The sequence below is a fragment of the Zhongshania borealis genome (assembly GCF_039539625.1).
Lineage (GTDB): Bacteria > Pseudomonadota > Gammaproteobacteria > Pseudomonadales > Spongiibacteraceae > Spongiibacter > Spongiibacter borealis.
Genome location: NZ_BAABDM010000001.1, coordinates 924614 through 938169, shown reverse-complemented (window position 1 = coordinate 938169; position 13556 = coordinate 924614). Strand labels below are relative to the sequence as shown.

Genomic DNA, 13556 nt, shown 5'->3' with positions numbered 1-13556 from the left:
TAATGGAATGTATGCCTGAAACTCAATCAGAATTAAACGCGATTGCGGCGGCGTTAAGCCCATTGGCACTGATGGCGCAGCTCGAGAACTGTTTTTTAGCAGATCGCTTTGCACTCGGTCGAAGCTGTCGGCAATTGCAGCAGCAGTTAGTGGCGGGTGGTGATATTAGTCACAAGCTGGCAGCACTTGCAGAGCGATTTAGCGCATCGCAGGCCCGAGTTCAGCTGCGTAGAGATAATTTGCCGCGTGTTGCCTATCCACCTGATTTACCTGTTAGTCAGCGAGTTGATGATATTCGAGCCGCGATTGCGGCTCACCAGGTGGTGGTGGTGGCCGGTGAGACGGGCTCAGGAAAAACGACGCAAATTCCCAAAATCTGCCTGGATATGGGGCGCGGGGTGGCGGGAGTTATCGCGCATACCCAGCCGCGGCGGTTGGCCGCGCGGGCGGTTGCCCAGCGTTTGGCCGAAGAGTTAGGCACCACGCTAGGTGACGGCGTCGCCTTTCAAATTCGTTTTCAAGAAGTTAGCTCGCCAAATAGCCATATAAAATTAATGACCGATGGTATTTTGCTGGCGGCGATCCAGCGAGATCGTTATTTGAGTGAATATGACACCATCATCATTGATGAGGCGCATGAACGCAGTTTAAATATTGATTTTCTGCTGGGCTATTTGAAAACGCTATTGCCTAAGCGGCCCGATTTAAAACTGATTATTACCTCGGCGACTATCGATGTGGCGCGCTTTTCGGAACACTTTAATAATGCGCCAGTAATTGAAGTTTCCGGCCGCAGTTTTCCTGTTGAGTATCGTTACCGTCCACAAGAGGAATTGAGCGCTGACAATGATTTGGCTGAGGCCGTTGAGGCGGTTTTGAGGGAATTGCTTGCGGAAGGTGCGCAGCGCAGTGGCGATACCTTGGTTTTTCTCAGCGGGGAGCGAGATATTCGCGATGTGACTCGGCATCTGCGTAAAGCGGAGCTGCCTGGTGCGGAAATATTGCCACTGTATTCGCGGTTAAGCACGGCGGAGCAGCAGCGGATCTTTGATCTGCGGGGACGGCGCGGTTGGCGGGTGGTGCTTGCCACGAATGTTGCGGAGACCTCATTGACCGTGCCAGGGATCCGCTATGTAATCGATGGTGGCACCGCGCGTATTAGCCGCTATAGCGTGCGCAGCAAGGTTCAACGCCTGCCGATCGAGCCTATCTCTCAAGCTAGTGCAAACCAGCGTGCTGGCCGCTGTGGGCGTGTAGCCGCGGGTATTGCCTATCGCTTGTACAGCGAGGCCGATTACCTGAGCAGGCCGATATATACCGAGCCGGAGATTCAGCGCACCAATCTCGCGGCAGTTATTTTGCAGATGCTCCAGCTTAAACTGGGGGATATCAATGCATTTCCCTTTGTGGATGCACCAGACAAAAAGTTTGTCAACGATGGTTTTGCCTTATTGGCAGAGCTTGGCGCAGTGCGGGACGGCGAACTCAACAAGTTAGGTCAGCAGCTGGGGCGCTTCCCTGTTGATCCGCGTATTGGTCGCTTGCTATTAGCGGCTGCAGATGGCGGCTGTCTCCGAGAAATGTTGATTATCGCCAGCGCTTTAAGTATTCAAGATCCGCGGGATCGCCCTGCCGATAAGCAGCAGGCCGCCGATGAAAAACACCGCCGATTTTGGCAGCCAGATTCGGATTTTATGGCTTTTGTTGGTTTGTGGAACTATGCCGAAGAGCAGCGGCAAGAACTGTCCGCGAGTCAGTGGCGCAAACTGTGCCAACGCGAGTTTTTATCGTGGACGCGTATGCGGGAATGGCGCGAGGTTCACCATCAAATTACGCTGATGTGTCGGCAATTGAAGTTGCCCGTAAATTCGGCGCCTGCAGACGTCGATAGCATCCATAGAGCGCTACTTCCGGGGTTTTTAGGGCAGATTGCGTGTAAAGATGAAGATCGTGAATATCTTGGTGCTCGCAACCGTAAGCTGCGTATTTTCCCTGGTTCTTCATTGTTTAAGAAATCTCCGAAATGGATAGTGGCCGCGGAGCTAGCTGAAACCACTCAGCTCTATGCGCGCTGCGTGGCTAAAATAGACCCCGAATGGGTGTTTGGGATTAACGATGAGCTACTAAAACGCAGCTATTACGAGCCGCATTGGCATAGTCGCAGCGGCCGAGTGATGGCCTTTGAGCAAACCATGCTTTATGGCTTGCTAATACGCGATAAAAAGCGGGTTCATTATGGACCGATATCGCCGGTAGAAAGTCGCGAGATTTTAATTCGGCAGGCCTTGGTTGAAGGACGATACCTGGGGAAGGCAGCGTTTTTCCAACATAACCGTAAATTGATAGAGGAAATTGCTGAGCTGGAAGATAAGGCTCGTCGGCGCGACATTTTGATCTCCGACGATGAATTGTTTCGCTACTACGATGAACGTATTCCCGAGGGTATTATCACTGCCGCGCATCTAGAAAAGTGGTTGAAAAGTACTGCGGCGCCGCGGACCTTGTTCTTGAGCCGTGGTGAATTAATGCGCCATGCTGGTAGCGATGTCACTGAGCAACAATTCCCGGATACATTGCACTGCGCGGGTATGATATTGGCTCTGAGTTATCATTTTGAACCGAATCATCCTGCCGATGGAGTTAGCGTGTCGGTGCCCTTGGCTAACCTCCCTAAGCTCCCCGATGGACGCTTGGAGTGGTTGGTGCCGGGCTTGTTGCGGGATAAGTGCATCGCCTTATTGAAAACGCTGCCGAAAGCCCAGCGCAAGCAATTAGTGCCGGTGCCAGATTTTGTTGATAAGGCCTTGCCAATGCTGTCAATCAATGATGTTGGCCTTCTGCCGAGTCTAGCCGACGCCCTGCGTAAAATTACTGGGCTGCAGATTGATGTTGGCGAGTGGTCGCGCAATAGCATTGATAACTTTTACCGTATGAATATTCGGGTGCTCGACAACGCGGGTAAAGTATTGGCACAAGGCCGTGATTTGCGGGCGTTGTGTGCCGAGCTCGCGGTGCAGGTACAGCAAGGGATTGCAGAAGAGCGTGGCAGCGGTTTTGAAACTAAGACCCTAAACAGCTGGGACTTTGATCGCTTAGAGCCGCGATATGAGTTTAAACAAGGTGGTGCAACGCTCGTCGCCTATCCTTGCTTGCGGGACCAGGGCGAGAGCGTTGAATTAAGCCTAGCAGAGACGGAAACTGATGCGCAGGAAATCAATATACGTGGCGTACAGCGCCTATTGTTATTGCGGCTTGCGCAGCAATGTAAAACCCTGCGAGGGAGCTTGCTTAGGAATAATGCAGTGCAGCTACAATTCTCTGCGGTGGGCCAGCAGAAAAAACGCTGGCTAGAAGACTGTTTGCTCGCAGCGGCACAACATAGTTTTGGTCTATCGCGCGACAAGCTGCCCAAAACGAAACCTGAGTTTGAGCAAATGTGGACGCAGGGAAGTGCCTTGTTTGTAGCCGATGCGGAGGCCTGTGCGGGCTTGTTAACGGAAATCCTCGCCAACTACGCCGAGATTCGTCGCCGACTCAAAAAACTAAGTTCACTCAGCTGGATTCATAGTATTAACGATATAAATGGTCAGCTAGATGGTTTATTTTTTGACGGGTTTATTACTGATTTAAATCGTGATGAACTTTGTCAGTACCCGCGCTATTTACAGGCTATTTTGCAGCGGCTTACGAAATTAGACGGCGCGTATCAGCGTGATCGACAATCGACATTAGCGCTGGAGCCGTTGCAACAGCAGTTTGCTGAATTCCTAAAAAAACTACCTCAGAAGCATCGCCGTCATCCCTTGCTCATGGATTACCGCTGGCAACTGGAAGAGTTGAGGATCTCTCTGTTTGCGCAAAATATGGGAACACGGGTGCCGGTTTCCGAGAAGCGTTTAAAAACGCTCTGGAAAGCTTTGGTACAGGATGTAACATTGCTAAATTGAGTGCGTCTATATATTGCTACATCGAATTGTACATATTGAACGTATGAGTTCTACTGGCGAAAACTGCTATGCTAAATCTCGAAGGATGTAATCCCGGCTTTCGATCCCATTGGCAACATACTTAATAATGAATGCGGAGAATAATATGACACAGAAGCCTTTTGCGAAAAAACCGATGGCAGCAGCGTTTGGCGCAGCCTTGTTGGCCTCGTCGATGAGTCCTGCAATGGCGGGCGAAAACCCCTTTGCGGCGAATACAATGATCTCTGGTTACGAATTGGCCATGGGGAACTCAGATAAGGCGGCAAAGGCCGAAGCAAAATGTGGAGCAGATAAGGCAAAAGCAGCCCATGAAGGCAAGTGCGGTGAAGCCAAGTGTGGTGCCGATAAAGCCAAGGCGGCTCATGAAGGCAAGTGCGGTGAAGCCAAGTGTGGTGCCGATAAAGCCAAGGCGGCTCATGAAGGCAAGTGCGGTGAAGCCAAGTGTGGTGCCGATAAAGCCAAGGCGGCTCATGAAGGTAAGTGCGGCGAAGCCAAATGCGGTGCGGATAAAGCAAAGGCGGCTCATGAAGGTAAGTGCGGCGAAGGTAAATGCGGTGAAGGAAAGTGCGGCGCCGAAAAAATGGCTGAATAGTTTGGTTTTGCGAAGAGGGGGTTAATGTGAATGGGTGGCTGTAATGACGAATAAATCTGGCGCACTTGCCGGTCTGGGTTTGCGGCGTGGGTTGATTCCAGAGCTGCGCGGGCTTATTGGCAATGAGTTGGATTTTATAGAGGTCGCTCCTGAAAATTGGTTGCATGTCGGCGGTCGTTACGGCCGCTCGTTTCGCGAGTTAGCTGAGCGCTATCCTGTTTATTTGCACGGTTTGTCTTTGAATATAGGTGGGTTTGCACCACTGGATAAAACCTTGTTAAGCGATATTAAACGATTTATTCAAGATTTTGACTGCCCATTATATTCGGAACACCTGACGTATTGTGGCGACGAAGGTCAGCTCTATGATTTATTGCCGATTCCGTTTACGGAGGAGGCTGTGTATCACGTAGCTGAGAGAGTAAAGCAGGTTCAAGATGTTCTTGGTCAGCGAATACTGCTCGAAAATGCCTCATATTATGCGGCGCCAGGACAAACAATGTCCGAAAGTGAGTTTATTAATGCGGTGTTGGCTGAGGCTGACTGCGATTTACTCTTGGATGTGAATAATATTTTCGTCAACAGCGTAAATCACCGTTACGATCCCTATCAATTTTTACACTCCCTACCTTTGGCGAGAGCGCGCTATATACATATAGCAGGTCATTTTGACGAGGCCGAGGATTTGCGGGTTGATACTCACGGTTCCGATGTTATTGATTCTGTCTGGGCTTTGCTTGACGAAGCCTACCGCTTATGCGGACCACTCCCGACATTATTAGAGCGGGATTTTAATTTTCCACCCATGGCTGAGTTGCTATTAGAGGTCGGGCAGATCCGCACGGCACAGATGGCAGCTGAACGGCAAGGCAGCATTGTTAAGGGGCTTGCCGGTTGATGAAAGAATTTCAGCAGATCCAGCAGAGTATGACTGCGTTTGTGCGGGACCCAGAGCACTGCGCCGGGCCTCAAGGTATTGAGGCCCGGCGCATGGCTATTTATAGAGATCTCTTCTTTAATAATATTGAGGGGTTTCTCAGTAACGGCTTTCCTGTGTGTCGAAGCTTGTACCGCGATGATGAGTGGCATGCCTTGGTGCGTGACTTTATGCATCACCACCGCTGCGATAGTCCTTATTTTTTGCGTATTGCCGAGGAATTTCTCGGGTATCTTGACGATGAGCGTGACGCGCCGAGTGATCCGCCATTTTTACGTGAATTGGCCCACTATGAATGGGTAGAGTTGGCTCTGGATATTGCTGAGGACGAGCTCCCGAATATCCAGCCAGTTGCCGATGTTCTCAAGGCGCAGCTGTCGTTGTCGCCGTTGGCTTGGTCGTTGGCATATGCGTTTCCGGTTCACCATATAAGCGCGGAATTCCGGCCGAGTGAGGCGGGCGCCGAACTGACATTCATAGTGGTTTATCGTAACCGCGATGATAAGGTGCAGTTTCTCGAGATAAATCGGGTAACAGCACGGCTATTGAGCTTACTGGATGCGTCGCCAGGAATAACCGGGGCAGCGGTCCTGACTGAAATTGCGGGAGAGCTGAATATTGAGCGCGCAGCGGTGGTCGATTTCGGTGGAGAGATATTACAGCAACTGCTGGAATTAGGTATTTTGTTAGTAAATTAGTGTTAATGATCGAATTGGTGCCAATTTCTGGTCTATTAGGTATAGTATCGGCCGGTTTTGGACTTACAGAGTGATTTGGGTAAATGATACCAATGGAACGAAAAGTCTGTGCCTTACTGATGCTGTTATCAGTGTTTGGGGTGGCAGGAGCGAGCGCAGCGAGCGATGGCGATCCCCGTGACCCATGGGAAGGCTTTAATCGCGGGGTATTTGCGTTCAATAACACTGCTGATGAGTACTTGGTGCAGCCTGTCGCCAGAGGCTATCGCAAAATCACCCCTACTATTGTCGATCAAGGTATTGCCAATTTTTTTAATAATATTGGTGAAATCAAAAACATGACCAACGCGCTATTGCAGGGCAAACCCGGCGATGTGCTCGTCGATGGTGGTCGCTTTGTGATTAATACTACCGTTGGGGTCGTTGGATTTTTTGATGTGGCGAGCTTCATCGGCTTAAAACGTGAGTCTGAAGATTTTGGTCAAACTTTGGCCGTGTGGGGGGTTGGGCCAGGGCCATATTTGGTACTGCCATTTTTGGGCCCTAGCAATCTTCGAGACGGCGCGGGGCAAGGTATAGACTCCTACGTGTCGGTTACCGGCGTTGTCGATCCAGAGATAGCACGTTACGCTATGAGCGCACTGGATTTGCTCCAAGTTCGCGCAAGTTTGCTGGGCACCGAGAACTTGGTGTCTGGGGATAAATATACCTTTTTTAAAGACGCTTATCTTCAGCGTAGAGAGTTTTTGATCAATGATGGCCAGCTCAAAGATGATTTTGGCGATGAAGATTTCGAGTCCTTTGACTTTTAAAAAGGCACTCGCCGAGCAAGCTGTAAATCCTCCACAAGATTGCTACTTGTGCCGGTGTTCGGATGCGGGTAAAAAGGCTGCATGAATAACTCCCTTCCTCATCGGATACTGCTGGTTCAGCAGGCCGATGTAATACAAGCTCAGCTCGTTGACTCCCTTGAACAGCTTGGCATGGATGTTGTGGGCGTTGCTGATTGCGCTGTGGCAATGCCGATTTTCCGGGAAGAAGACATTGATATTGTGATGATTGATATCGATTTTCCCGACGAGCGCGGAATTGACCTGCTAGGAAAAATGGCTGCAGACCCAAGGGAGCTTCCGCTGATCGGTCTTTCTCGACGTAAGAGCATGGCCGATATTCTCGCCGCAGTTCGTCATGGTGCTACCGATTATTTGATGCTACCCACTGAAAAACTGGTGGTGATTAAGCATGTACTTGATCGGGCTTTGGAGCGTGGCGCATTAAAACGCGAAAATTTGGCGTATCGCAATAAGCTTGAGAGCGCGAACCGCGAATTATTGGAAAGCTTGACTCTACTCCAGCAAGACCAGCAAGCGGGTAAACATGTACAGCAGTTGCTGTTGCCAGACACGCCAAAGACAATATCGAATTACCAGTTTTGTCACTATATTTTACCGTCGCTCTATTTGAGTGGTGATTTTGTTGATTATTTTGTGGTCGGCGAAGATCACGCCGTGTTTTTTGTTGCTGATGTTTCAGGTCATGGTGCAAGCTCGGCCTTCGTAACAGTATTTTTAAAAAACCTCTTTGCTCGAAAACGCAGCGATTTTTTGCATCGAGGATCAACCGCTATTCTATCTCCTGCAAAAATGTTGGCCATTGCCAATCGAGAATTGCTGGAAATGGGTATTGGTAAGCACGTTACGCTTTGCGTTGGCGCCTTTGATTTGAAGTGTAATCAATTGTCTTACTCTGTTGCTGGTCATTTGCCCGCACCAGTGTTGGCTGTAGATGGCAACGCCGTGTTTTTGCCAGAGCATGATATGCCAGTTGGTCTGTTTACTGACGCCGAGTTCAGTGACCATATGATCAGCTTTCCGCCGGGGGCTGTGCTGAGTTTATTCTCTGATGGTATATTGGAAGTCTTGGGTAGCGATACCTTGGAAAATAAAGAGCAGCTCCTGCTCGATTTATTAAAGCAAGGGCAGAACTCATCAACGCAGTTGGCCGAAACTTTTGGATTATTCGATATAGACGAGGCGCCGGACGATATCGCAATTTTAGTTGTAAGTAGGTTGTAGGCGAATGCAGCCTGGACGGATATTAGTAGCAGGGCAGGATGGTGCCTTTGTCATAAAGCTAGTCGGTGATGTACGGCTGACGCTTTGCACAACCTTGGATGAGTTCTTCGACGAGATGTTCTCGGTACAAGGCTTTGCCAGCGTTGTTGTCGATCTTTCTGATGCAATTAATGTCGACAGCACAACCTTGGGCTTGCTTGCTAAATTAGCGATAAAGGCCAAAGAAAAGTTCCAGTTTGTTCCCCTGATCTTGTCCACAAATCCCGATATCACCCGCGTGCTGCAGAGCATGGGCTTTGATCGCGTGTTTCGTATTCGTGAAGAGCCACTGCTGGACGATGAAGACCTTGGCGAATTACCGGTGTTGGATTGTAATGAAGAGGCCGTGAAACTTCGCGTACTCGAAGCCCACCGTACCTTGATGGGCCTGAGTGATAGTAATCACGCTAAGTTTAGAGAGTTAGTGTCTCTGCTTGAAGGTCAGTGCTTCTAGTCTATGTATTCCCCATCACGCTTAACTTAGCGCGAATAAACTCACTGTGCGGCAAATAGATCAGATCCGAAATTTTACGGATTAGGTGATCTTCGTATTTGTCGATGCGCCCATCTTCCAGAGCAACTTCCCAGAGAGCCACGACTAACTGGTATTTTTCGATATTATTGCAGTTGTCATTAATATAACGGGTAAAGGGGTAGAGCGAGGTGCTGTCGCTAGCTGTGCTCCTTGCCTCATCTATAAATGCATTAATATCGCCGAGGCTCACTGAGAAATGTTGTACCAGAATGTCGCGAATTTTATCGATTTCTGCAGGGTCTTCCTGGAAGTCAGCTTTGCTTACTTCGAGTAATAGTGCCGCGGTGACAAGCTCTAGAGTCATTTTTTCCATACTGGCGTCGTCGACGTCGGCGAATAACTGTTTTAGTTTTTCGAACATATTAGCGCCACTCCTTCAGTAGTGTTTCTAATTTGACTTGGTCTGCAGCAAAGGCGCGAATTCCTTCGGCCAACTTTTCGGTCGCCATGGCGTCTTCATTCATTAGCCAGCGAAAGTTAATTTCATTGATCACGAGCTTAGCTTGAGGCGCGAAATTCATTTCGGGAGATAAGCGACGCTGGAGTGTGCCGGCATCGTCCTTTAATTCGCTTAGTAACGCTGGGCTAATAGTGAGGCGGTCACAGCCCGCCAGTGCTTCAATTTCGCCACAATTGCGAAAGCTTGCGCCCATCACGATGGTTTTGTAATCGTGCTGTTTGTAATAACTGTAAATGGCGCTTACCGATTGTACGCCAGGATCGTCGTCGGCATCGGTCGGCTTCGCGCCGTGGGCTACATGCCAATCCAAAATTCGGCCGACAAACGGCGAAATTAAGGTAGCACCTGCGTCGGCACACGCGGCGGCTTGAATTAAGCTGAAAAGTAATGTTAGGTTGCACTCGATGCCTTCTTGTTCGAGGACTTTCGCCGCCTGGATGCCTTCCCATGTTGAGGCAATTTTTATTAACAGACGATCTTTATCAATACCTTTGGCTTGGTAGAGTTGAACGATACGTCGACCTTCGTCGATCATGGCCTTGGTGTTAAATGAAAGGTGGGCATCAACTTCTGTAGAAACCTTGCCTGGAACGAGTTTAGTAATTTCAGCGCCAATTTCAACGGCGAGCTGGGTAGCGGCGTATTGCAGCTGCTCGGGATTGTCTCGATCACTAATGGTATTCGACACTACCGTGTCAATCAGCGTGCGGTATTGGGGCAGGGCGGCAGCCTTCAGGATAAGCGACGGGTTAGTCGTTGCATCCTGTGGCGCAAAACGGGCGATGGCTTCAATGTCGCCGGTGTCAGCGACGACATCGGTCATTGTTTTTAATTGTTCGAGTTTGCTTCTCATTATTAAATAATCCTTTAAGTCGTTAACTACCAGCTGCGTTCCACGAAGGCCAGCGCGTCACTAAGAACCTCGACGCCAGCGCCGGGTCGGTGAGCATGTTCGCTAATGTGGCGACGAAATAGTTTGCCGCCTGCTTGGCCATTAAATAGGCCTAATATATGTCGAGTCATGTGGTTTAGCCGGGTGCCCTTGGCCAGTTCCACCTCAATATAGGGAAGCAGGTCGTGGATGATGTCACGTCGCGTTTTACTTGTAGCGGCCTGCTGGTAAAAGTGTTCATCCACCTCTGCTAGAAGGTAAGGTGTTTGGTAGGCGCTGCGGCCCACCATGATGCCATCGACATATGACAAATGCGAGCTGGCATCCGCGAGGGTTTGGATACCGCCGTTTATGATAATTTCTAGCTCAGGGAAATCCTTTTTGAGCTGGTACACCAAATCGTAATTTAAAGGGGGGATCTCACGATTTTCTTTGGGGCTTAAGCCCTGTAGCCACGCCTTGCGGGCGTGCACAATAATAGCGTCAGTACCGGCTTCCGCAATCGCGCCAACAAATTCCTGCAGAGGTCCGTAACCCTCCTGATCATCAATACCTATGCGGTGTTTAACGGTAATGGGAAGATTGCCGGCGTCTTTCATGGCCTTGACACAGTCCGCTACCAGGCTCGGCCGGGACATTAAACAGGCGCCAAAAAAACCGTTTTGAACCCGGTCAGAAGGACAGCCACAATTTAAATTTACTTCGTCATATTGCCATTGTTCAGCCATACGTACTGAAGTCGCCAGTGCTGCCGGATCGCTGCCGCCGAGTTGCAAGGCAACCGGGTGTTCTATATCGCTGTAATCTAAATGTCGTTCCTGGTCGCCGTGAATCAATGCGCCGGTAGTGATCATTTCGGTATATAACACTGCGTGGCGGCTGAGCTGTCGCCAAAAAACGCGGCAGTGACGGTCTGACCAGTCCAGCATCGGGGCGACGCAGAAGCGACGGTCGAGAATTTTTTTGCTCATCAGCGCTGAAATACCTCTGCGGATGGATGAATCTTGGCGGTTTCGACACGTATAATGGCGGCAGCATGAGCTTGCTGTCATTATGGTGGCGAGCTGAAAACCCTATTGTATTCAAATGGTAATAAACACTCCATGACTGTTCGCACTCGTATTGCCCCGTCTCCCACTGGCGACCCACATGTGGGTACCGCTTATATTGCTTTGTTTAACTACTGCTTTGCCAAAAGCCAGGGTGGGGAGTTCTTGCTGAGGATCGAAGATACCGATCAGCAGCGATCGACTGCTGCTTCTGAGCAAGCGATTTTTGATTCTTTGCGGTGGTTGGGGTTGGACTGGGATGAAGGCCCGGATGTCGGTGGGCCACATGGTCCTTACCGGCAGAGTGAGCGAAGCGAAATTTACCGTGAGCACTGTGAACAGCTAATATCGGCCGGTCACGCCTTCCATTGCTATCGCACACCCGCAGAGCTAGATGCATTGCGTGAGGCGCGTCGCGCGGCTGGCGGTCATACTGCGCTTAAATATTCGGATTTAAAGCTTGATGAAAGCGAGCACGCTCGCCGTGAAGCTGCCGGAGACCCCTGTGTTATTCGTATGTTTGTCCCTGAGGACGACGGTCACTGCGAGATTGATGACATGTTGCGGGGCAGGATAGAGCTAGAGTGGGGTCAGGTCGATGCTCAAATTCTTCTGAAATCTGATGGATTGCCAACCTATCACTTAGCCAATGTCGTCGATGACCATTTAATGGCGATTACTCACGTATTGCGGGGAGAAGAGTGGATAAACTCGGCACCAAAGCACAAATTGCTTTACCAGTATTTTGGCTGGGAAATGCCTGTGCTCTGTCATTTGCCGCTCTTGCGTAACCCGGATAAGAGCAAGCTTAGTAAGCGCAAAAACCCGACGAGCATCAATTACTATAAACGCATGGGCTTTCTACCCGAGGCCATGCTGAACTATTTAGGGCGCATGGGTTGGTCTATGCCCGATGAAAGCGAAAAGTTCAGTCTGGATGCGATGATAACTCACTTCGATATTAGCCGAGTGAGCCTAGGTGGGCCGATTTTTGATGTTGAGAAATTGCGCTGGCTGAATGGATTGTGGTTACGTGAAGATTGCAGCGCGGAGCAACTTGCTGACCGTTTGCAAGATTGGGCTTTAAATCGCGATATGTTGATGAAAATGATTCCGCATGTGCAGTCACGTATCGAAGTGTTAAGTGATTTGGCGCCCTTGGCTGGTTTCTTCTTGTCGGGCATGTTGCCGCTAACACCAGCGAGTTTTGCTGTGTCGAATTTAGAGGAAGAGGAGCTACTAACTTTACTGCAGTGCGCTGCTTGGCGTCTTGAAGCATTGAACGACTGGCAGCGTGATGCCATCTTTGCCGAGATAAAGTCCTTGGCAGAGGGTTTGGGTATCAAGTTGAAAGACTTTATGCCGCCCTTGTTTATTGCTATTGCGGGTACAACATCGTCAATTTCAGTTGTCGACTCTATGGAAGTACTTGGTCCCGATATGAGTAGGGCGCGTTTGCGTCATGCTGTTGAAGTGCTTGGCGGCGTCGGTAAGAAGCGGCTTAAAAAATTGGAGAAGCGTTACCAGCAGGCTTGTGAATCCAATCGATAGGGGTGAAGTTTTAACGGGGAAGTGGAGTTGTTTAAGAAATTAACCAGATTTTTCATCCACTTGTTGACAAGGCTAGGGGTGAACATTAATATGCGCATCCTCTGCTTTGGGGCTATAGCTCAGCTGGGAGAGCGCTTGCATGGCATGCAAGAGGTCGGCGGTTCGATCCCGCCTAGCTCCACCAAAGTTTTGAAAAACCGCTGAAAAGCGGTTTTTTTTTGCCTGTCATAAAGTAGGCGCTATCGGCTGCTTGAATGGCGGGAGAGACTGTCGCCTGCAGTCCATTGATTTCGTTACAATTGACGGTATCTGGCATACTATTCAAAGCATTAATAATAAACTCGCTAAATGAGGTGTTTGATTCGTGTCGACTATTTCTCTTCGCCAAAGCCATAAAAAGACGCCTGCCGAGATGCGTACGATGATTCGCCAGTTGGCGGCTAAGTTGGAAGAAAAATATCAGCTCAAAGCACATTGGTTAAACGATGATGAGGTCGAGGTTCAGCGCGCAGGTGTTAAGGGACGAATTTCGCTCGTGCCATCTGAGGTTCGCGTTGAGATAAAACTTGGATTAATGATGCGAGCATTTAAGTCAACACTGGAGACCGAAATCTCACGCGCTATGGCAGAAAAACTCGCGTGATAACGCGCTTGTGAAAGATAAACAAGAAATTACTTTGCTAGGGAATTTTTAGTCTGGGACTTGCTCTAAAGCTCATTGTGATTGACTACGGGAGTT

The 13556-nt window shown here is 49.6% G+C and carries 13 protein-coding genes and 1 tRNA gene; 10 read left to right on the top strand and 4 right to left on the bottom strand.

Translation table 11 applies throughout. The annotated features are described in order from the left end of the window. Positions 1-11: 11 nt before the first annotated feature. From hrpA to ABD836_RS04420, 7 genes are all read left to right on the top strand, one after another. On the top strand, positions 12-3947 hold the full coding sequence (hrpA, locus tag ABD836_RS04450; protein WP_344932720.1) for an ATP-dependent RNA helicase HrpA: 3936 nt from the start codon (positions 12-14) through the stop codon (positions 3945-3947). Between the two features lie 145 nt (positions 3948-4092). After that, positions 4093-4581 (top strand): HvfA family oxazolone/thioamide-modified RiPP metallophore, encoded by a 489-nt coding sequence (locus tag ABD836_RS04445; protein ID WP_344932718.1) that lies wholly within the window; start codon positions 4093-4095, stop codon positions 4579-4581. A gap of 43 nt (positions 4582-4624) precedes the next feature. Then, positions 4625-5479 (top strand): HvfB family MNIO-type RiPP peptide maturase, encoded by an 855-nt coding sequence (locus tag ABD836_RS04440; RefSeq protein ID WP_344932716.1) that lies wholly within the window; start codon positions 4625-4627, stop codon positions 5477-5479. Beyond that, a complete protein-coding gene (locus ABD836_RS04435; RefSeq protein WP_344932713.1) occupies positions 5479-6216 on the top strand; it encodes an HvfC family RiPP maturation protein in 738 nt (245 codons plus the stop codon). Before ABD836_RS04440 ends, ABD836_RS04435 begins: the two co-directional genes overlap by 1 nt. A gap of 92 nt (positions 6217-6308) precedes the next feature. Then, on the top strand, positions 6309-7028 hold the full coding sequence (locus tag ABD836_RS04430) for an MlaA family lipoprotein (RefSeq protein WP_344932710.1): 720 nt from the start codon (positions 6309-6311) through the stop codon (positions 7026-7028). An 81-nt stretch (positions 7029-7109) separates the two neighbouring features. Next, a complete protein-coding gene (locus ABD836_RS04425; RefSeq protein ID WP_344932707.1) occupies positions 7110-8291 on the top strand; it encodes a PP2C family protein-serine/threonine phosphatase in 1182 nt (393 codons plus the stop codon). 4 nt (positions 8292-8295) lie between these two features. Continuing rightward, a complete protein-coding gene (locus ABD836_RS04420; RefSeq protein ID WP_344932704.1) occupies positions 8296-8784 on the top strand; it encodes an STAS domain-containing protein in 489 nt (162 codons plus the stop codon). A 1-nt stretch (position 8785) separates the two neighbouring features. On the opposite strand, the gene ABD836_RS04415 is transcribed toward ABD836_RS04420, so the two are convergent. From ABD836_RS04415 to dusA, 3 genes are read right to left on the bottom strand one after another with little or no spacing between them, the layout of a single operon-like run. Next, positions 8786-9226 (bottom strand): tellurite resistance TerB family protein, encoded by a 441-nt coding sequence (locus tag ABD836_RS04415; protein ID WP_344932701.1) that lies wholly within the window; start codon positions 9224-9226, stop codon positions 8786-8788. A 1-nt stretch (position 9227) separates the two neighbouring features. Beyond that, positions 9228-10178, bottom strand: coding sequence for a transaldolase (tal, locus tag ABD836_RS04410; RefSeq protein ID WP_344932698.1), 951 nt, complete (start codon positions 10176-10178; stop codon positions 9228-9230). A gap of 26 nt (positions 10179-10204) precedes the next feature. After that, positions 10205-11188 carry a tRNA dihydrouridine(20/20a) synthase DusA gene (gene dusA / locus ABD836_RS04405; protein WP_344932696.1) on the bottom strand — a complete coding sequence of 328 codons (984 nt, stop codon included), beginning with the start codon at positions 11186-11188 and terminating at the stop codon, positions 10205-10207. 132 nt (positions 11189-11320) lie between these two features. Between dusA and gltX the strand changes: the two genes are divergently transcribed. Together gltX and ABD836_RS04395 are read left to right on the top strand one after the other, a co-directional pair. Beyond that, positions 11321-12817: a glutamate--tRNA ligase gene (gltX, locus tag ABD836_RS04400; protein ID WP_344932694.1), complete on the top strand. Its 1497-nt coding sequence runs from the start codon at positions 11321-11323 to the stop codon at positions 12815-12817. A 108-nt stretch (positions 12818-12925) separates the two neighbouring features. After that, a tRNA-Ala gene (locus tag ABD836_RS04395) sits at positions 12926-13001 on the top strand. Here ABD836_RS04395 and ABD836_RS04390 read toward each other — a convergent pair. Continuing rightward, positions 12990-13211: a hypothetical protein gene (locus ABD836_RS04390; protein WP_344932691.1), complete on the bottom strand. Its 222-nt coding sequence runs from the start codon at positions 13209-13211 to the stop codon at positions 12990-12992. The genes ABD836_RS04395 and ABD836_RS04390 overlap by 12 nt on opposite strands. A gap of 18 nt (positions 13212-13229) precedes the next feature. Between ABD836_RS04390 and ABD836_RS04385 the strand changes: the two genes are divergently transcribed. Further along, positions 13230-13460, top strand: a complete 231-nt coding sequence (locus ABD836_RS04385) for a polyhydroxyalkanoic acid system family protein (RefSeq protein WP_344932689.1) — start codon at positions 13230-13232, stop codon at positions 13458-13460. Positions 13461-13556: the final 96 nt, after the last annotated feature.